Below are 19,370 nucleotides of genomic sequence, written 5' to 3' on the forward strand. Positions count from 1 at the left end.
TTACCTCCCTTGGATTTCCAGAACTAACTGCTCCATTAGAAGTTGCGTGTTCATATTGGAATCCAGTTTTGATTTCGCAGCGAGAATCTTCTCGATTTCCCCTGTGGTTTCGGACAGTGATTTGCGCAGTGCATCTTGTCCGAGCATTTCTTTTTGCGCAGTACAAATTGGTTCGTAGTTCTCGTCAAGTGTAAGGTGTAGCCGGTCGCGGTACAGCAGTAACAACAATTCGAGCCCAAGCGCCATCTTGTCTTTCTCTTTAAAAAGTGGCATCCATGATTCTTGAATGATAATTAACGGGCTGGTCCCTTGATGGTGAATTCCCTCGTATAGCTTGACGACTACATTTCTTGCCTCACCAAACCATTCACTCTCTTCAAACGCCTTCGCTTGCTCCACACTTCCAGTAATACTAGCATAAATCCGCGCTTTTTGTTCGGAAATGCCTGCTGCTGTTAGCGAAGCGAGTAGACTATCAAAAGTCAGTGATTTAAATGTGACAGGTTGTAGTCTTGATTGAATCGTCGGCAAAATTTGCCCGGGATTTGTTGTTAAAAATAATAATAACAAACCGCCTTCTGGTTCTTCTATAAATTTCAGCAGACTATTGGCTGATTGCACAGTCATTTTTTCTGCATCGTAAATGATAACTACCTTTTGATCCGATTCCATCCCGCGTTTACTTAATTCTTGCTTTAGCGCGCGAACCTGATCAATCTTAATACTAGCTCCATCTGGCTCTAGCAAATGAACATCCGGATGATTATGACTCGCTATTCTCGTACAATTGGCACACTTCCCACAAGCAAGTTCGGTCTCAGTTCTTTCTAAACAAAAAAGGCTCTGAGCTAACCAAAGTGCTGTGCGTTTCTTCCCTGTACCACTCGATCCTTCGAGTAAATAGCCGTGAGATAATCGATTTTCGCGGACACTTTTTGAAAAAATCTTCATGACCACTGGTTGCATCACTGTAAGTTCATCCTGTAATCCCACAAAAAACTTCCTTTCTATCCATATTGTAATATTATACCATGACCAAGCCTAAATAGCTTCGGAATTTTAACAAAAAAATAACGACGAATTTGTTAACTAATATTACATTTTCAATAAATTAACTTTTTTTCCAAAATTTAAATGGACAGTACACCTTTTTGAGCATAGAATATAAGAAAAGTAGTTATTATACTTAGACTTAAAGGGGCTGTCTGGTATGAATGAATCGAACGGACGTATGGAACTGTATTTAAGGGCTCATACCGAAGAAATTATTAACAATTGGTTATCAAAAATTTATGAAAATGAAAATACGTATACTAGCTTTGTTTACTCGCCGCGTTACAAAGATGAACTGCGCGCTGACAGTGAACAAACGGCTGACCTAATCATTTCTTATTTCACTGGCAAAAAAGCTTTTTTTGAAAAACTGGATAAATGGCTTGATAATATGTACGCACGTCGTATGGAAAATGAAGTGCCTTTACCTGAAGTTATTACTACCTTAGATAAACTACGCCGGGAATTTGTAGCTGCGGTTGGCGACTTTTGTATTCATAATGATGAAGTGTCTAAATGCGACTTTTCATCTAGTATGGCGATGGTTAACCACGGATTTGACCGAATCAACGAGGCCTTCTCCGCAATGTACTACAATGACATCGTTCAACATTTGGAACAACAACATCGCTTAATTGAAGAAATTAGCACCCCAGTCATTTCAATTACGGACAAATTGGCGATACTTCCTTTAATGGGGCGAGTGGACCGTGATAGAGCGGACAAATTATCCGAAATCACAGCAAACAAATGCGTTCACTTTGGCGTGGAACAACTTTGTATTGATTTGTCGGGGATTACATCTTTTGACGATGCGCTTGGAGAGATGCTCAACAACTTGGTAACCGTGCTCAAATTGCTTGGTGTCGAGGCGTTCATTTCTGGTATTCAACCACAAATGGCGCAACAGATTAATCGTGTTGATTTAAACTTATCTATAACAGCATATCATTCGTTGAAGGCTGTTTTGCAAGATCAGACTAGAACAATATGAAAAAACCGGAAGCACTGTAAAAGTGTGCTTCCGGTTTTTTGTTATTTTCAAAGCATAAAATACGATAAATCCATCCTTGCACTATACTATTAAGAATTATACAATAAAAGAAAACTAGTGAATCAAACGGGAGGACACCATGCCAACTACAAAAAAAAATAAAGACATACTTGCTCTTGTTTTCTCAATCATCTCATTTGTTGTACCATTTGGATTAATTATCTCTATCCTAACTCTGCTCTATAGTAACCGTTCCATTCGAATAGAAGTAACATCTGTTAATAAAACAACCAAAGTGATTTCTATCATCAGCATCATATGCTCTGTTTTGATAACCATTTCTGCTATCGTTGGATTTATTACCTTTTTTACTTCAAAAAATAATTTAATGTAAAAAACCGGAAGCACTTTATTATAGTGCTTCCGGTTTTTTGTTATTTTCTTCTAAGGGTAATTAGTCCGCTCGCTGAAATGGCTACGAGTAGTATTCCCCATCCATTAACAAGTGGTGTATCGCCGGTTTTTGGAAGTTTTATGGTTGTGCTTGGTTCGGTTGGTTTTGGACTTTCTTTGCTAGGTTCTGGTTTGTTAGGTGTGACTGGTACTTCTGGTTTTGCTGGAGGCACAGTCGGTTCATTTGGTACTGGTGGTACTGGAGTTGGAGGTGTTGGTGTTTCTGGTGTGTTTTCTTTTGTTACTTTTACTGGTTGGTCTGTCTCGCTAGCGATGATTTCAAAAATGACGGGCGTAGTTTCGATTTCATAGCCGATAGGGGCCTCGGTTTCTACAAATTGATAGGTTCCTGGGACTAAATCCGTTACAGTTAGGACACCATTTTCATCCGTAGTTAAGCCGGTTTGTAAGGTGTTTCCTTGTTTATCTTGTAGTTCGAATGTTGCTCCGGCTAGGTTTTTTTTAGTTGTGACATCTAGCTTTGTCAGTTCTACGGAGCCGGTGTTAAGGGTGTTTTCTTTTGTTACGGTAATCGCATTGTTGTTTTCGTCAATAGTGAATTCTACTGGTGTCCTATCCAGTTTGTAGCCGTCCGGAGCTTTTGTTTCGATTAATTGGTAAGTGTCAAATTTCAGATTGGCAATAGTAAGTTGTCCGCTCGCATCCGTTGCAATGTTTTCTTGTAAAATAGTACCTTTTGAATCCACTAGTTTGAATTCTGCACCTGCGAGAGTTGCTTTTGTTTTCGCATCTTCTTTCGTGAGTGTGACGGAACCAGTTGTGCCGTCCGCGTCACCGCCACCTCCTGATGCTGGTGTCCAAGTCGATGTTTGTTTCGTGGCAAAATCGATTCCCATTAATTTGGCGGTATTATCGTACTGAGTGGACTTCCCGCCATCTGTCGCGGTTGTTGTATAAGAAATTTGCACGGAATCAGTTATAGTTCCTAAAACTACTTTGAATCCATCGCTCGTTGCAGAAAAATTAGTGCTGGGAATCGGCGTGCCTGCTGTAAATACTCGGTCTGCTGAGTAAGTTCCGTGAAACGCTTTGATAGAATCAAAATTTAATGTTTGCTTGGCGCCGATGGTATCCATGAAAATGGCACTTGGAACGTTCGCTTTGGCGTAGTTCACTCGAACAACCCAATGAATCAAACTTGGATTACTAGCATCGATCCAACCGTATTTGAATAGCGTTTCTGTTGGGCTAACTGGTGTTTTCTCGCCAATTTCCACATCTATTCCGGTTGTTCCATATTCAAGAGGAAACTCCAAATTAATCGTTTCATTTCCAGTAATAATTTTTTGATTAAAAGTAGTCCAGAAATCCAGCTCCCCTTTAATATCAGAATGTTTTTCTACGTAATCACTGAAAACGAGCGTTACTTGATTTGTTGCTTTTTTTACAGTGGCCGTACCAACTACTTGTCCCTTATTATCTTTCACGTCAAAAGCGAGATCCGTTGCCAGCGCTAATTGACTTGGCAAAGTGAAATCCATTGTGTCGCCTGCTTTTACGTTTTTTGAATTAGGAATAGACCAAGTGTAATGTACATCCATGTTGTCGTAGTAACCAAAATTCGTTTGTGGTACACCATCTTTATCTAAAAGTTCTACAGTGTTTAAAAATTGCGAGCCATAACTTGTTGCCGCTTTTACAACAGTCGTTTGGAAAATGGTGCTAACCATAATTAAAATACTTAGTAATGCTAAACTTACTTTTTTTAGAAAGTTTCCGTTTTTATTCATTACAATTTCATCCTTTACTAATGAAGTTTTGTTATTATCACACATCATATGACAGTGGAGTAACTCCAAGCTATATCGCTTTTCGGAAGTATCGCTCTTAAATCAATTTGTTTGTGAATTTTTAGTGACAATTCTAAAGGACTATGCGTTATAAAGTACTTAATTAAACAAAAAAAGCCGAAACTTCTTTATAGGAAGCTTCGACTTTTTATAACCATTTTTAGGCTCTGGCTTAATCCAAATTTTCTGCGCATGGCAAAATTCTATTTTTACTACTGTTTTTACCGGTTGAGTACGAGCATTTGAATCGCTTGTGCTACACCATCCTCGTTATTGGTCGTTGTCGTATAGTTGGCAATATCTTTAATATGCTCCGTCGCGTTTCCCATCGCAACGCCCATTCCAGCGTATTCGATCATCGTAATATCATTTTCTTGGTCGCCGATACTCATGACTTCACTTTGATCCACACCCAATTTATCAGCTAAACTTGCGAGGGCCGATCCTTTATTTACGCCTTTTTGCAAGAATTCCAGATTATATGGGACGCTACGAACTACATAAAATTTGTCTTTGATTGTCGCTGGTAATTTTTTAATAACATCTGTGATTTTTTCTGGTGAGTCTAGCAGCATTACTTTTGAAACGTGAATGGACTCGGGCGCTTCCTCAACTGGCAAATGATATAGAGGGGTTTGTAATAATAATGAGTCCTGACAAGTGATTTCAGTGATTTTACGGCTTGGTACGTACATGTTTTTTCCATCAAAATAAGTAACATTGACATTTTCCGCATGACAAAATGCGTAAATTTCTTCTAATTCTGTTTTATTCAAAGTAATATCTGCCAATGTTTTTTCGGAAGCTGTTTCTAAAACAACCGCGCCATTAAATGTGATTGCGTAGTCGCCAGCATCTAAAAGATCTAATTCGATTAAGCTTTTTTTAATTCCGGCAAGCGGACGACCTGTACATAATACAACTTTTACCCCTTTTTCTTTTGCTGCTTTAATAGAATCACGCACTGCTGGAGTGATTTCGTGCGCGTCATTTAATAATGTGCCATCAATATCTATTGCAATAATTTTATACATAATTTCCTCCCAAAAATGACTAATTACTTCTATTCTACTAGAAAATCAGCTATTCCGCCAAAATCCATCCACTTCTCGAGTAATTTCGTCCGTGCTCTTCACTGTTTTTGCATGGTTCCAGTGTGCAGGGAATAATGCTCGGTAGCGGTCGGCGGAAAAACGTTCTTCTATAAGCAGCACTACACCGCGGTCAGATTCTCCGCGAATCACGCGCCCAACTGCTTGAAGCACCTTATTCATTCCCGGAATTTGGTAAGCATAATCAAAGCCACGCCCAATCGTCTTATTATAGTAATCTTTAATTAAATCCGATTCATGATTCAGCTGCGCAAGACCCACGCCCACAATCGCCGCACCAACTAACCGGTCCCCCCGAAGATCTACACCCTCAGAAAAAACGCCACCTAAAACACAAAAACCAACGAGTGTTTCTTCATTTCCAGCTTGAAATTCTTCTAAAAAATGCTCTCGTTGTGCTTCATCCATTGAGTTCCCTTGTTTTTGCAAGCGGATATTTGGATATTTTTCTTTAAATAAGTCGTATACATTTTGGAGGTATAAAAAGGATGGGAAGAAAAACAAATAGTTTCCGGTTTTCCCAGAAGCTAGAGCATGTAGAGCATCCACGACAGCCTCTAGACTTGTTTCGCGCATTTGATATTTTGTGCTTATATAATCAGCCACAAGCAAGTGCATATTTTTTTGCTTAAAAGGGGAAGCAAACATCATTCGGCTCGTATCTTTTTCTCCGCCAAGAACGTTCGTATAGTAATCGATTGGTCGAAGCGTCGCTGAAAAGAGCACTGAGCTACTTCCGAGTTTGAGTTTTTCTGATAGTATGAAAGCTGGATCCAAGCATAGCTGTTTTATTTCTAAATCGCCACGACTCCTTGTCACTTGGGTAACGTAGCGCTCATCGTAAAATTCAGCAATCGCCAAGTATCTCAGGCTTTCAAAGTAAAGCTCTAGCACATCCGCTTGTGATTCCGACTGGGTATTCTGCGGCAGCCACTCTTTCGCCACAAACGTAAATTTCAATACAGCCTCGTTCCATTCCGCCAATTTTTCTTTTTCGACGTAAATGGTTTCGCCTATTTCTGTTAATTTTTTATTGAGTGCAATCATTTCTTTATTCATCGCGTTTATAGCGTTTAGTAGTCGTTTGTTTGCTTTTTTATCCAAGCCGCGTTTCACTTGGAGCACCATTGATTTTCGCAGTGTTGCAGAGTACATCGAGCGAGCACGGTCTACTAAATTGTGCACCTCATCTACTAGAAATGTATATTTTCCCGGACCTTCCGCAAAAAAGCGTTTCAAATAGACGACCGGATCAAATAAATAATTATAATCGCAAATAATCACATCACAAAAAAGTGCCACATCAAGCGATAATTCAAACGGACAAAGTGTGTATTTTCGGGCATATTCCTCTACAACGGACCGAGTAATTGCTTCTTCAGACTGCAACATATCAAATAAGCCCTCATTCAAACGATCATAATAACCGCGCGCAAATTGGCAATGGTCCGGCTCACATTTTCGTTCATCTAAAAAACATATCTTATCTTTCGCAGTAATTGTCACACTTCTAGCCGCCAAGCCTTTACGACGCATTTCATCAAGCGCATCTTCGGCAACTTGCCGGGTAATCGTTTTTGCCGTGAAATAGAAAAGTTTATCGGTTTTCCCTTCGCCCATTGCCTTAAATCCCGGGAATAAGGTCGACATCGTTTTACCAATACCTGTAGGAGCTTCACAAAACAAGCTCTCTTCTGAGGAAACGGTCCGGTACACCGCAATCGCTAGCTCTCTTTGTCCACTTCTATAGCTATCATATGGAAACGTTAATGCTTGAATCGTTTTATTTCGCTTCATTTCCCAAGCTGCAGCCGCTTTTGCCCAAACTGCATATTTGGAAAGCAAGTCATCCACAAAAGCGCCCATTTCTGCTCGGCTCATAACTCGTTTGAATCGTTTTACTTCTTTATCAAGCACTTGATAATACGTCAATTGCAGCGTAACTTCTGGCAAATCTGACTTTTCAGCGAGCATAAAGCCATAACAAATCAGCTGTGCCCAATGAAGCGGGCGGAAATCTTCGGTAATTTCTTCCATTGGCGTTTCGGTAGTTTTAATTTCGTCTATGGTTTGCGCGTTAATAATGCCATCTGCGCGTCCATCAAGCGAAAAGGCAATTTCATCCACTACCCGTTCCAGATTTAGCCGAACTTCTGCAACGTATTCTTCTCCCGCTTCTTTTTGGAGTAATTGATGAATTTTTGTTCCTTCCAAGGCGCGGTCTGAACTTGTCATTCGGCTGTCAATGCTACCACTTCTCTGAACAAATTCGACTAAACGCCTGACTGAAATCTGCACTTTTTTCATCAATAAACCTCCTTTTTTAGTCCAGTTGAATTATAACACAGAACGTACATTCGTATCAATTTGATATAAAATGCTATTTTTGGACTTTTATAGTGAAACTAGCTAATCCCTTACTTCCACACCAACCCAATCGTACTTTTTTTCAAAAATACACTTCAAGTGATTTAAAAAATTCACATTTTAGAAACATTTATCCGTAAAATACTACTATCCTGCATACCACGCCCTTTCCGCATTCTGATACAATTATGTTTACAAAAACTTGAACAAGATTGGAGAAACGTCATGCCAAAGACTTTATATAATTATAAAGAATTCATCCGTCTGTCCCATGAAGGGAAAATAGCTTATGAAAAAGTAGAAGTCAAAAAAAACGCCAGCTTATTAACCGAAAAAGCTGACGTGGATAATTACATCTATCTTATAGTTGAAGGGTACGTTTCATTGCTTTTGAATGATGGTAAAGAGCATTCAAAAATTTATTCTATTCAAGGCAAAGGAACATTTTTAAATTATTTTACGTTACTGGACCAAAGCGATAATCGTTTTAATTTTAAAACACTGTCTGATTGTTCCTTTTATAAGTATTCCAAAACAGATATGTCATATTTTCTTTCGATGTTTCCTGAGAATTTCGGATTTCAATTTTTCATAATGAAAAACCAGACTACCCATCTCTATTTTAAAAGTTTAATGGCAAGTAGTCCGGCTTCCGAAAAACTTAAAATTACCTTTTCGAATATGGGTTTGCTTCATGGTTTGCCACAAGAGGATGGCACTGTCGTATTACCTCAAGCAATTAAAACTAGCCATTTACTTTCTTATAGTAACCTTTCGAAAAGCTGTTTTTATAAGGATTTACAGCACTTAAAACTAACGAAACAGATTGAAAAGAAAGAGAAGAATTGGGTTATTCGTAGCGAAGAATTGTATACGTTGTTGCTAGAGTCTAACTGAGATTCACTTGCGCACAACTTTTAAAACAAGTGTTGAAATAACGAAAAGCACAATAAACATTAACGTAATCGTTGCGCCTGGTGGGGTTCCTAGTTGGTAAGAAGATACAAGACCTGAAAACATTCCAACTAAACCAATTAGAATAGCACTAATAACACACATCAGGAACCCTTTTGAAATGCGCATGCCGATTGCTGCTGGCAGTATAATGAGCGCTGATACTAGTAACGCTCCCGCTATTGGCATAATGACTGCAATCGCAATCCCTGTAACCACACTGAATAACAGCGAAATCAAACGTACTGGAACTCCTTCTGCAACTGCCACATCTTCGCTAAAAGTCAGCACAAACATAAACCGTTTAAACACGAGAAACAACACTACGATAGCCACTCCTAAAATGACTAACAACTGTACTTGCGCCTTGCTTATTGTCACAATGGAACCAAATAAGTATTGCTGCACACTCGTCGTAATCCCGCCTTGATCCAAACTCATTAAAACTAACGCCACAGCAAGCCCACCAGCCATAAGTATCGCAATCGATAACTCCGAATAAGTTACATAAACACCGCGCAAATATTCAATTCCTAGCGCCGCAATTACAACTACTATAAGCGTCGTCACACTAGGATTCACATTTAAAACCAGCCCAAAAGCAACACCAGCAAGCGACACATGCGAAAGGGTATCTGCCATCAGCGACTGTCTTCGTATAATTAAGAAAACCCCTAAAAGTGGCGCAATAACAGCAATTATCATTGATGCTTGGAAGGCTCTTTGCATAAATCCATAGAGAAACATTTCCATGAAACATCCTCCTTTCTAACAAGACGAATATGCTTATCGACATAGTCTTCCATTTCTTCACTATCATGCGTTACCATCAAAATCGCTTTATTATGAACTTGCGCTTCATGCTTCAATAAATCGTAAAAGCGAATTTTACTCTGTTTATCCATCGCGGTCTGCGGCTCATCCAAAATCAATATATTCGGGTCTGTCGCGAACATTCGCGCCAAGCAAATCCGCTGTTTTTGGCCACCAGATAGCTCGCCGATACGTTTATGACGATAATCCCACATTTCTACAGATTTCAGGGCTTTTTCGACATGCGCATGATCGTTTGCAGTCAGCCGTTTGAACCATTTCCCTTTTGGAAAGCGCCCGGACCTCACTAATTCAAGGACCGTACTAGGAAAACCTGCATTAAATGAGGCAATTTGCTGTGGTACATAACCTGTTAAAAGTCGCCCGCCATCTGCATTCTTTTTCGCAAAAGTAACCGAACCTTTCTCTGGACGCAAAATGCCCAAAATAATACGGAGCAGTGTTGATTTGGCTGCTCCGTTTTCTCCTGTTAGTATGATGAATTCTCCCGCACTCACTTGAAAAGAAATATTTTCAAGCACTGGCTCGGATTCGTATTTAAAGCCAATATTGGCTATATCAATATATTTCATTTGATCGCTTCCTTATTTAATTGTTTTTTGCAAGGCTTGTAAATTTTGTTCCATGTAAGCAATATAATCCATGCCTTTTTTCTGCTCTTTATCGGTGATTCCTTCGATTGGGCTTAGTACTTCGAGGTTTGCACCAGTTTCTTTAGCGAGCGTTTCTGCTACTTTTGGTGATGCCACTTCTTCAAAATAAATGGTACTGATGTTGTTGGCTTTCACGTATTTTTGCAGTTCTGCTAAGCGTGCCGGACTTGGTTCTTGGTCAGGGGAAAGGCCAGCGATAGCCACTTGATGCAAGTCATATTCGTTTGCTAAATATTGAAATGCTGCGTGTTGAGTTACGAAATCGCGTTGTTTGGCGCCTTCAAAAGCCGTTTTAAATTTGTTGTCGAGCGCTTTTAATTTGTCGGTATAGTTTTTTGCGTTGTTTTTGTATGTATCCGCATTTGTTTTATCTGCTTTTGCTAGGCCATTCTGAATATTAGCCACTTCTTGCTGTGCGAGGACTGGACTTAGCCATATGTGTGGATCATGTTCATGGTGGTGGCCTTCTTCTTCGTGGTCATGATCGTGCTCTTCTTCCGTACCTTCAACGAGCTCAATTCCCTTACTAGCGTCAATTACGGTCAACTTTTTCGAATCTAAGCTTTTAAGAACGCTCGGCACCCATGTTTCCATGTCTTCGCTGTTATATACGAAAACGTCGGCTTCCTCGATTTTAGCGATATCTTTGGCACTCGGTTCGTAATCATGCGGCTCCGTCCCAGCATCAATCAACATCTCAATCGAAGCATTATCTCCAGCCACATTTTTAGTAAAATCATACATCGGGTAAAAAGTTGTCACTACCTTGAGCTTACCTTTCTCCTCACTCACTTTATCAGTACCAGCGCCACATCCAGCCAAAACTAAAACGAACGCTAAAACAGTTACAACTAAAAACGACCATTTCTTCATATTATCTCTCCTTTTTCGTAATGATTACGATTTAAATATTAAAGCTATTCTATGTAAAATTTGATTACGCATCGTAAAACGTAATCATTCTTATTTGCAAGAAATATCTTATCATGTGTTTTTTTATGCGTCAAGCTGTTTTTTCGTCAAACTATTAATTTGACTTATCTTATCGGAATACTTATAATAACGATAAATACACAGATAGAAGGGGAGAAAACCATGCATTTTTTAAAGAAAACATTGCCTATTTTTGCCATTTTGACAGTACTTTTACTCACAGCATGCGGAAATGACAATGATAAATCTGCCGCAAAAACTTCCCCGGACAAAATTAAATTTCTTGAAACCAGTGAATTACTGACTTTAAATACGACAGCTGAGGAAGACTTTGCTAGCTTCACCGCACAAAACCAAGTCTTCGAGGGATTATACACACTTGATCAAAAAGATAACTTTGTTCCTGGGGTTGCTGATGGAATGCCAGAAATCAGCACTGACCAAACGAAATATACCATTAAATTAAAGAAAAACGCGAAATGGTCCGATGGTTCCCAAGTAACCGCTGATGATTTCGTCTATGCGTGGCGCCGTGCCGTTGATCCAAAAACCGCACCGGGCTACTCCGCACTTTTCAAAGATTCAATCAAAAATGCCACTGAAATCAATGAAGGCAAACTACCTGTAACTGACCTTGGTGTCGTTGCAACGGACCCAACAACGCTTGAAATCACCCTAAAAAAACCAGTTCCATACTTCATTTCACTTCTTTCTTTTGAAACATTTTTCCCACAAAAAGAAAGTTATGTGGAAAAACAAGGTGATAAATACGGGACAGATAGTGCGCACACTTTATACAATGGTCCTTTTGTCATGAAGGATTGGGGCGGCAACATTACGAATAAATGGACTTACGCGAAAAATGACCAATATTGGGATAAAGATAATGTCAAAGTAAATGAAATTGACGTGCAAGTCGCGAAAGATATTAACGCTGGTGTGAACCTTTATAATACAAACGAGGCTGACCGCGTCCCACTTTCAGGCGATTTTGCGAAACAATACAAAGACAAGAAAGATTTCCAAACGGAAAAAGATGCGCTCATCAGTTACTTGCGCATGAATCAAAAACGCGACGGTAAAGCGACTCCACTTGCGAACAATTCCTTGCGTCATGCGCTTAATTTAGCTGTTGATAAGAAGCAACTAACGGACCGGATTCTCGGTGACGGTTCCTTCCCAGCGAACGGACTTCTTCCAAAAGATTTCGTCCAAAACCCAACAACGGGCGCTGATTTCCGCACAGATAGCGGCGACCATTTAGTTTATAATAAAGAAGAAGCTTTAAAATATTGGAAACAAGCACAAAAAGAACTTGGCACTGACAAAGTAACAATCGAACTACTTGGCGATGACCAAGAAACGACGAAAACCATTTTCGCTTATTTGAAAGCGCAGTTTGAAGATAATTTGCCAGGTGTGACGATTAAAGTGAAAAATATGCCTTCGAAGAGCGCGACACAGCTAACTTCTGATGGTAATTATGACTTGTCACTGGCCGCTTGGATGCCTGACTTTAAGGATCCGTGGACGTATAGTAGTTTATTCTTATCTGATTACTTTAATAACCATATGAGCTACAACAGTCCCGCTTATGATAAGCTTGTAAAATCGACGGATACAACACTTGCGACGAAGCCAGAAGAACGTTGGAATGCGTTCGTAGCTTCTGAGAAAGTTCTGCTTGATGATGACGCAGCGATTTTACCACTTTATCAACATCAAACAGCAGTGTTGCAACGTACGGATATTACCGGGGTGCAAAAACATGCTTTTGGTTCGCCTTATAGTTATAAGTTTATTCGGGTGGAGAAGTAATTCGCCTGTTTGGAAAAAAGCCAGCAATTTTTAAAATTGCTGGCTTTTGTTGTATAAAGTTATTTAATATAATATTTATCTCCTAGTAGTGATGCTTACTTAATAAGGGCGTTTCATTTTGTCAATCCTACATCTATTAATTCTAAAAATGTGTCTCAAACGATTAGTAAATTCTACCTTTAGAAATATGCTTGTATCTTATTTACTAACAATTCCAACCAGATAATAGAATACCTTTTTATTTTGTCTATAAAATTACTCTTCTGGAGTAACTGGTTTAAATTTAGGAATAATTTCATCTAAGTTTTCTGTCCCTTTAAAACTTAACATACTTACATTTTCAGGAACCCTAACTCTGCTGATTTGTATTCCTCTTAAACAATTATTACACCAAACTACTTCAAATCCTATACGGCTTTCTAAATCTCCAACATAAACATAATCAATTTCATTATGTTTACAGTTAGGACATTTTAACTCATCTAGTTTATCAATATAATCTGGAATAACAGAAGCTAATCTTATCCACTCATTAAACATTTAATTTCCTCCATTCATATGATTGTAGTAATTCCACCAATCTTTTTCAGAACCCCAAGCTCCAGCTTCATAAAGTTTTGAAGATTCAAAGTCTAACGGAGGTCCAAAAGTTTTCACTTGATATATATGCATTCTTTCATGACCTAATGTTTTCACCAAAATTTCTTTATTTGTAAACGCATCTGGATATAAAGTTATTGTTTTTCCATCAGGAGAAGCATAACCAAAAAGTTCTCTACCAACTAAAGATGGATCACGTTCAATTCTAATTTTCACTCCGTCTAAACCTATTCCAGCCTCTTTTGCTACATTTTTTACATGTTTTAATTCCATGAGTTCTTCTAAGTTTTGATACTCACCAATATTTTGAGTTCTCCTATATAAATCAACTGTATCATCAATTCCACTGGCTTTCTTTCTTCTACGTAGCCAATCTTTTGGAATCTTGAACTTCTTCCCTTTGTAACCTCCAACAGTATAGCGGAAAATAAGACCACTTAAAATACTAAACCCTTGCGCTTTACTTATCTCTTGCTCAGTAACCGGGTCTGTTCCTTCTTTCACCGATTGAATAACTGCCTGTAACAGCTCTGCTTCTTCCTGCGCTTCATTGCTTTCATGCGGTATTCCCCCACCAAACACGGCGGTATTGTACGCGCTCGTAGCTTCTACATCTACTATACCATTTTTCATTAACACCCACATTTGACCACGGTACGTTTTTTGATATTCGTCAAAATTGAATGTTTTTTCGTTATCTTTTAGCGCTTTTCCTAAGGCGTTTTGCATCCGGGTTACGGTGGTGAAATTCAGCTTGCTCATATCATAGGTGCCAGTTTTACTGTTAAATTGAATGTTCGACTGGAGTTCTCGAATGGTTTGCTGAATTCCTCGGACTAGATCCGTTAAATTATCAAAAAAACTGCCATGACTTTGTTCAAAAGCCAAGTATTTTTCTAAGATATTTTCTTGTTTGTAGGCGATACTTAGCTGGGAACGGTAGCTCTGCATCTGTCCTTCCGTTCCAGTATTCATTCGCTGGGCTAATGCTTCTTTTTTCACTTCGATGCGATCAATCATTTTCCCGAGTTCGTATAAACCATCCGCATCAATTCTCGCATCAGCCGAACCGTCCACTTGTGCGTGAAAATCGGCTATATACTGCGCTAATCGGTCTTCACTTTCGTTCATGGCTTCGGTTATCGCATCACATAATGGAAAATAGGTCATTTGGTAATAATTTTTCGATGCATCAACTGCTTTTCCTTTTAAACTGCCATCTTCGGTATAGTTTTTCACAGCATTTTTGATATCTTTGATGCTTTTTCTTCCCGCTTCATTAGCTGTATGTAGTTGGTGCGCAAAGGTTTGTATTTCTCCGATGTCAATTCGGCTCACTGTAACAACTCCTTTTGTAAATCTTGTTGTTGATTTTCTAATTGGTAGATGTTTTTTCGGCAAGCGGTGATTTTTTGTTGGCATTCCTCTTCATTTGCTTGGATTTTTTTATGCCATTTCTGTTTTTCTTCTTCCTGTAAATCTGCCAAATAGTAGCCGAAACTTCTCGATTCTGCGCCTTGCCAAACTTCGCGCAAAAGCTCCAGCGACTCCCGTTCTTCTTGGTGAACACGCGCAACATCTTCCGCTAACCACTCTTGTTCATTTTGTTGTCGTTGTAAATCTTGCAAAAAATCTTCGGCCGCGGATTGTTCTTTTTTCAGCAGTTGCAATTGCGCCTCCGCTTGCTGGCTCTTTGCATCCATTTATTTACCCCCCAATCCCATGCTCCGTTCAAGCTCTTGGTCTTTGCGAGTAAATGATGCGCCTAATTCTTTCAATCTTTTGGCATCCGTTCCTACCACACCTTGAAAATTGTCCACCGCGTCTACCAAGTCAAACAATGCTGTCCGAAAATGATTGATGGAATTGGCTTGACTATAGGCCATATTACCACCTTTCATCGGTAAATATTCGGCTGATTTCCCTTTAGATTCTAGTTTTGTCGCGTGTTTTTTCAATGTTGCTTCTTTAACTTTTATTTCACTCATTTCTGCGCCTCATCTCTGTCTATAATAATGAAACCTTATCCTTTAATTATAGCACCGCACGCATTCTCATTTTGTGAGCGTTTTGTGAATTTATGCCTTGAAAATTGGCTGAAACACGTTTTTTACGTTTCTATTTTAAGTACATTTTCTCTAAAAAACAAAAAAACACTTTGACTGAAAAAATCAAAGTGTTTTTAAATTTAATATCTACGTGATAAACCTTTTCTCAGTACATCTCCAAGGACGTTGAAGGAAAGAATCGTCATTAAAATTAATAATCCAGGGAAAAGCGCCAAATATGTTGCTTCGCCGACGTAACCTTGCGCATTGTTCAGCATGCTGCCCCATGAAGCGTTAGGCTGTTGAACCCCAAGTCCAAGGAAGCTTAGTGCCGACTCGGTTAAAATGGCTGTAGCGACGTTTAATGAAGCTGCAACGACAATCGATGGCATCGCGTTTGGAATAATGTGCTTGAACATAATGTGGAAAAATCCGCCACCCGAAGACTTGGAGTACAAAATGAATTCACGTTCTTTTAGTGTCAGGGTTTCTGCTCGAACTATCCGCGCCACTTCCATCCAAGAAAGCAATCCGATAATGATAATAATGTTCGAAATTCCCGGTTTTAGGTAGGCATTTAAAATCATTAGTAGGAAAAATGACGGAATCGACATGAAAATATCGAGAAAACGCATCACCATATTATCAACAAAACCACCAAAGTAACCGCTAACTGTCCCAGCAAGCGTTCCAACAACAACGGCAATCATCATTGCAAACACACCAACAAGTAGCGAAACCCGGCCACCGTACAAGACACGCGTCAAGTAATCCCGACCATGGTCATCCGTCCCAAACCAGTGCGACGAATTTGGCGGCATCAATTTGTCCTGAACGGAAAGAGCATTGGGATCATAAGGCGAAAGGAACGCAAAAATACAAGCCACCGTAATAAGTATCAGCACACTCGTCACAAAAACGGCGCGGCGGTCAGCAAGCATAAAACGCCAAAAACTCCGCTCTCGTGTTGCGTGAACCACTTCTGCATCCCGCTCGAAATCTTGCATTGTTTTTTTCGAAAAATCTAATCGCATCATGAACTCCTCACCCCATTTCCCTAATCCGCGGATCGACAATCATATAAGCTAAATCGGCCAGCAAGTTTCCGATAATTAATAACAGCGCTGAAAATAGCGTAATCGCCATAATAACCGGATAATCTAGTTGAAAAATCGCATTAATTCCAAGCGAGCCCATGCCCGGCCATGAAAAAATACTTTCGGTAATAAAAGCGCCTGTAATGACTTGCGGAAGTGACATCCCAAGTAGCGTTATGACTGGCAACAAGGAATTTTTCAAGACGTGATGCCCCATAATTTGCACTTTTGACAGCCCTTTTGCATAACCAAATAAAACATATTCTTCTTTTAATTGGTTGATGGTATTCGAGCGGACGTAACGATAATATGCCGCGCACCCTTGAAAAGTCAGCGTTATAACTGGTAAAATTGCGTGCTCCGCCATATCCCAAAAAGAGTCGACCCCAATCGTTCGCATTCCTAAACTCGGAAGCCAACCTAGCTGAATCGAAAATACATCTATTAAAATCATCCCAAACCAAAAAATCGGAATCGAAATCCCAATATATGAAATCCCGTTTAACACTTTATCAATCCACGTATTTTCATAATTCGCTGCAACTAAACCAAGTGGAATCGATAATAATAGCGTTAGTACAAGCGAAGTTCCCACCAAACCAAGTGTCGCCGGAATTCTCTCTAAAATTTGTTGTAAAACTGGCTGGCTGTTTACAATCGAATAACCAAGATTCCCTTGCAACAAGTTTCCAAGCCAAATAAAGTACTGCACATAAATCGGTTGATCAAGTCCTAAGCTCTGTCTAATCCGCTCCACATCATCAGGATTCATATCAGGCGTAACAAAGGAATTCACGGGATCCCCGGGTGCTAATTTGATAAGGGCAAACGAAATAATCGAGATAATAAATAGCATCGGAATAATTTGCAATACGCGTTTTATGATTGTTTTTAGCATAATTTATCTCCTATCTAAAACACTAAAAATGACAAGTAAAAACCTGAACCTGCCAAAAACAAGCATGGCAGGCCAGATTTTTTACGAATGATTTTTAATTATTATTCCGTTAAATATAATTTAGAAAGATCACGGAACATGGTTACTGGTTGTGGTGTTGCAGCTTTTTGTCCACCATAACGGCTATCAAGAGCGAGTACTGCATTATCATAAGAAATTGGATAAATTACAGCGTCATCAGCAATTGTGTTTTGGATTTTTTCATAGATTTCTTGACGTTCTTTGTCGTCAGCTGTTACAGCACCTTTTTCCCAAAGCGCATCAAGGTCTTTGTTGTGGTAGTTAGAGTAGTTGTAAGGCGCATCGCTTAGATATAGGGATTTATATGCATCAGGGTCGTTCCCCATGATATAACCATTTAGCGCGATGGAGTAATCTGCGTTTTTACGGTCAAGTGTGATGTTGCTAAGTGCATTTGGATCTGTTGGTTTTAAGTCAAGTGTCACGCCGATTTCTTTGTATTGTTGTTGTAAGTAAAGCGCGATACTTTCTTGTGATTTACTATTGTTTAAATAGTAAACAGTTAGTTTTTGACTTGTATCAAAACCGCTATCTTTTACTAATTTTTTCGCTTTGGCAATGTCTTGGTCGTATGTTTCTACTTTATCCGTGAAGTATTTCGTGTTTTCTGTTAGGAACGAGGAAGCTGGTTTTGCGTATTCATCTGAACCGTATGCCGCATCAATGATATCTTCACGGTCAAGCGCATAAGAAAGGGCTTGGCGAAGTTCTTTTGATTTAAGTGCTGGTTGGTTTTCGTTGAATGTCGCATAGCTTAAGCGATTTTCCGGGTAAGTGATAATGTTTACCGCGCTCGCTTTTTCTACTTTGTTTCTATCAGAAGGTTGAATGGATTTTAAGTTGATTTCGCCATTTTGCAGTGCTAAATTAGCTGCGTTTTGGTCTTTTGTGATTCGGAAAGTAACTTTATCCAATTTTGGTTTGCCGTCAAAGTAGTCGTTGAATCGTTCTAGGGAAACATATTCGCCTGTTTTGTATTCAACAAATTTGTACGGACCTGAGCCGATTGGATTTTTGTTTTTATCACTTTTCTCGATGTTTTCTACCCCTTCAAAAATGTGTTTTGGAATTGGGAAGAAAGTTTTAATTGTATTTTCAAAGGCTGGAGCAACAGTTGGCAAAGTGAATTTCACCGTTGTGTCGTCTACTGCTTCTACTTTTACAGGTTTATTGTCAAAAACAAAGTTGCCGCGGTTCGGGCTGTTTTGTTTTGTATCTAAAATAGAATTTACAGTAAATACTACATCATCTGCAGTTAAAGGTTTACCGTCGTGCCAAGTTAAACCATCTTTTAGTTTCACAGTGTAAGTTAAGTTGTCATCTGAAATATCTAAGCTTTTTGCAAGTGCCGGTTTACCGTCAACTTCCCAAAATAGCGGTGCGTATACAGCTTGTTGAATCGTTAATGTTACACGGTCAGAAGCGTAGTTAGGATTGATAACTTCTGGATCTCCAGTAACGCCGATAATTAGAGAGCCGCCGTCTTTCGCTTTGCCGGAACCGTTTGCTTTGTCTGAACTAGCGCCAGAACCTCCGCAAGCCGTTAACACCAAGGCAAAAACCGAGATAACTGCTACTAATAAAAATTTCTTCATCTAACAAAAACTCCCCTCTTTAAGCGCTAAAAAATAACGCTTCCTCTGTTTTTTGGTCAGAATCGAAGC

The 19,370-nt window shown here is 39.3% G+C and carries 18 protein-coding genes; 4 read left to right on the plus strand and 14 right to left on the minus strand.

Annotated features, from left to right (window positions below):
- Positions 1 to 993 (minus strand): DNA polymerase III subunit delta', encoded by a 993-nt coding sequence (gene holB / locus HCJ30_RS07420; protein ID WP_185391646.1) that lies wholly within the window; start codon positions 991 to 993, stop codon positions 1 to 3.
- A gap of 217 nt (positions 994 to 1,210) precedes the next feature.
- Here holB and HCJ30_RS07425 point away from each other — a divergent pair, with 217 nt between their 5' ends.
- A complete protein-coding gene (locus tag HCJ30_RS07425) occupies positions 1,211 to 2,047 on the plus strand; it encodes an STAS domain-containing protein (protein ID WP_185391647.1) in 837 nt (278 codons plus the stop codon).
- A gap of 139 nt (positions 2,048 to 2,186) precedes the next feature.
- On the plus strand, positions 2,187 to 2,441 hold the full coding sequence (locus HCJ30_RS07430; protein ID WP_185391648.1) for a hypothetical protein: 255 nt from the start codon (positions 2,187 to 2,189) through the stop codon (positions 2,439 to 2,441).
- 40 nt (positions 2,442 to 2,481) lie between these two features.
- On the opposite strand, the gene HCJ30_RS07435 is transcribed toward HCJ30_RS07430, so the two are convergent.
- The 3 genes from HCJ30_RS07435 to HCJ30_RS07445 form a co-directional block, all read right to left on the minus strand.
- Positions 2,482 to 4,251 carry a SpaA isopeptide-forming pilin-related protein gene (locus HCJ30_RS07435; protein ID WP_185391649.1) on the minus strand — a complete coding sequence of 590 codons (1,770 nt, stop codon included), beginning with the start codon at positions 4,249 to 4,251 and terminating at the stop codon, positions 2,482 to 2,484.
- A gap of 281 nt (positions 4,252 to 4,532) precedes the next feature.
- Positions 4,533 to 5,345, minus strand: coding sequence for a sugar-phosphatase (gene yidA, locus HCJ30_RS07440; RefSeq protein ID WP_185391650.1), 813 nt, complete (start codon positions 5,343 to 5,345; stop codon positions 4,533 to 4,535).
- 45 nt (positions 5,346 to 5,390) lie between these two features.
- Positions 5,391 to 7,730 (minus strand): ATP-dependent DNA helicase, encoded by a 2,340-nt coding sequence (locus tag HCJ30_RS07445; protein ID WP_185391651.1) that lies wholly within the window; start codon positions 7,728 to 7,730, stop codon positions 5,391 to 5,393.
- 285 nt (positions 7,731 to 8,015) lie between these two features.
- On the opposite strand from HCJ30_RS07445, the gene HCJ30_RS07450 reads away from it, so the two are divergent.
- A complete protein-coding gene (locus HCJ30_RS07450) occupies positions 8,016 to 8,687 on the plus strand; it encodes a Crp/Fnr family transcriptional regulator (protein ID WP_185391652.1) in 672 nt (223 codons plus the stop codon).
- 3 nt (positions 8,688 to 8,690) lie between these two features.
- On the opposite strand, the gene HCJ30_RS07455 is transcribed toward HCJ30_RS07450, so the two are convergent.
- The 3 genes from HCJ30_RS07455 to HCJ30_RS07465 are packed head-to-tail and all read right to left on the minus strand — an operon-like array spanning position 8,691 to position 11,104.
- Entirely contained in the window at positions 8,691 to 9,497 is an 807-nt protein-coding gene (locus HCJ30_RS07455; protein WP_185391653.1) for a metal ABC transporter permease, read from the minus strand.
- A complete protein-coding gene (locus HCJ30_RS07460) occupies positions 9,446 to 10,150 on the minus strand; it encodes a metal ABC transporter ATP-binding protein (RefSeq protein ID WP_185391654.1) in 705 nt (234 codons plus the stop codon). The genes HCJ30_RS07455 and HCJ30_RS07460 overlap by 52 nt, the downstream gene beginning before the upstream one ends.
- Before the next feature lie 12 nt (positions 10,151 to 10,162).
- Positions 10,163 to 11,104 carry a metal ABC transporter substrate-binding protein gene (locus tag HCJ30_RS07465; protein WP_185391655.1) on the minus strand — a complete coding sequence of 314 codons (942 nt, stop codon included), beginning with the start codon at positions 11,102 to 11,104 and terminating at the stop codon, positions 10,163 to 10,165.
- A 222-nt stretch (positions 11,105 to 11,326) separates the two neighbouring features.
- Between HCJ30_RS07465 and HCJ30_RS07470 the strand changes: the two genes are divergently transcribed.
- A complete protein-coding gene (locus HCJ30_RS07470; protein ID WP_185391656.1) occupies positions 11,327 to 12,982 on the plus strand; it encodes a peptide ABC transporter substrate-binding protein in 1,656 nt (551 codons plus the stop codon).
- A 255-nt stretch (positions 12,983 to 13,237) separates the two neighbouring features.
- On the opposite strand, the gene HCJ30_RS07475 is transcribed toward HCJ30_RS07470, so the two are convergent.
- From HCJ30_RS07475 to HCJ30_RS07510, 7 genes are all read right to left on the minus strand, one after another.
- Positions 13,238 to 13,522, minus strand: coding sequence for a hypothetical protein (locus tag HCJ30_RS07475; RefSeq protein WP_003732244.1), 285 nt, complete (start codon positions 13,520 to 13,522; stop codon positions 13,238 to 13,240).
- Complete coding sequence (locus HCJ30_RS14440) at positions 13,523 to 14,920, minus strand: LXG domain-containing protein (protein ID WP_376698961.1); 1,398 nt, start codon at positions 14,918 to 14,920, stop codon at positions 13,523 to 13,525.
- On the minus strand, positions 14,917 to 15,285 hold the full coding sequence (locus tag HCJ30_RS07490) for a hypothetical protein (RefSeq protein ID WP_014931073.1): 369 nt from the start codon (positions 15,283 to 15,285) through the stop codon (positions 14,917 to 14,919). Before HCJ30_RS07490 ends, HCJ30_RS14440 begins: the two co-directional genes overlap by 4 nt.
- The gene (locus tag HCJ30_RS07495) at positions 15,286 to 15,570 is read right to left on the minus strand and encodes a DUF3130 domain-containing protein (protein WP_185391657.1); all 285 of its coding nucleotides are present in this window, start codon (positions 15,568 to 15,570) and stop codon (positions 15,286 to 15,288) included.
- Between the two features lie 200 nt (positions 15,571 to 15,770).
- Complete coding sequence (locus tag HCJ30_RS07500) at positions 15,771 to 16,664, minus strand: ABC transporter permease (protein ID WP_185391954.1); 894 nt, start codon at positions 16,662 to 16,664, stop codon at positions 15,771 to 15,773.
- A gap of 10 nt (positions 16,665 to 16,674) precedes the next feature.
- A complete protein-coding gene (locus HCJ30_RS07505) occupies positions 16,675 to 17,625 on the minus strand; it encodes an ABC transporter permease (protein WP_003724034.1) in 951 nt (316 codons plus the stop codon).
- Positions 17,626 to 17,726: 101 nt separating this feature from the next.
- A complete protein-coding gene (locus HCJ30_RS07510; protein ID WP_185391658.1) occupies positions 17,727 to 19,301 on the minus strand; it encodes an ABC transporter substrate-binding protein in 1,575 nt (524 codons plus the stop codon).
- Positions 19,302 to 19,370 lie beyond the last annotated feature (69 nt).

Source organism: Listeria cossartiae subsp. cossartiae (genome assembly GCF_014224155.1).
Taxonomy (GTDB): Bacteria; Bacillota; Bacilli; order Lactobacillales; family Listeriaceae; genus Listeria; species Listeria cossartiae.

Coding starts and splice junctions, on each gene's coding strand:
- HCJ30_RS07425 (WP_185391647.1), top strand. CDS start 1,211: ATGAATGAATCGAACGGACGTATGGAACTGTATTTAAGGGCTCATACC.
- HCJ30_RS07430 (WP_185391648.1), top strand. CDS start 2,187: ATGCCAACTACAAAAAAAAATAAAGACATACTTGCTCTTGTTTTCTCA.
- HCJ30_RS07435 (WP_185391649.1), bottom strand. CDS start 4,251: ATGAATAAAAACGGAAACTTTCTAAAAAAAGTAAGTTTAGCATTACTA.
- yidA (WP_185391650.1), bottom strand. CDS start 5,345: ATGTATAAAATTATTGCAATAGATATTGATGGCACATTATTAAATGAC.
- HCJ30_RS07445 (WP_185391651.1), bottom strand. CDS start 7,730: ATGAAAAAAGTGCAGATTTCAGTCAGGCGTTTAGTCGAATTTGTTCAG.
- HCJ30_RS07450 (WP_185391652.1), top strand. CDS start 8,016: ATGCCAAAGACTTTATATAATTATAAAGAATTCATCCGTCTGTCCCAT.
- HCJ30_RS07455 (WP_185391653.1), bottom strand. CDS start 9,497: ATGGAAATGTTTCTCTATGGATTTATGCAAAGAGCCTTCCAAGCATCA.
- HCJ30_RS07460 (WP_185391654.1), bottom strand. CDS start 10,150: ATGAAATATATTGATATAGCCAATATTGGCTTTAAATACGAATCCGAG.
- HCJ30_RS07465 (WP_185391655.1), bottom strand. CDS start 11,104: ATGAAGAAATGGTCGTTTTTAGTTGTAACTGTTTTAGCGTTCGTTTTA.
- HCJ30_RS07470 (WP_185391656.1), top strand. CDS start 11,327: ATGCATTTTTTAAAGAAAACATTGCCTATTTTTGCCATTTTGACAGTA.
- HCJ30_RS07475 (WP_003732244.1), bottom strand. CDS start 13,522: ATGTTTAATGAGTGGATAAGATTAGCTTCTGTTATTCCAGATTATATT.
- HCJ30_RS07490 (WP_014931073.1), bottom strand. CDS start 15,285: ATGGATGCAAAGAGCCAGCAAGCGGAGGCGCAATTGCAACTGCTGAAA.
- HCJ30_RS07495 (WP_185391657.1), bottom strand. CDS start 15,570: ATGAGTGAAATAAAAGTTAAAGAAGCAACATTGAAAAAACACGCGACA.
- HCJ30_RS07500 (WP_185391954.1), bottom strand. CDS start 16,664: ATGCGATTAGATTTTTCGAAAAAAACAATGCAAGATTTCGAGCGGGAT.
- HCJ30_RS07505 (WP_003724034.1), bottom strand. CDS start 17,625: ATGCTAAAAACAATCATAAAACGCGTATTGCAAATTATTCCGATGCTA.
- HCJ30_RS07510 (WP_185391658.1), bottom strand. CDS start 19,301: ATGAAGAAATTTTTATTAGTAGCAGTTATCTCGGTTTTTGCCTTGGTG.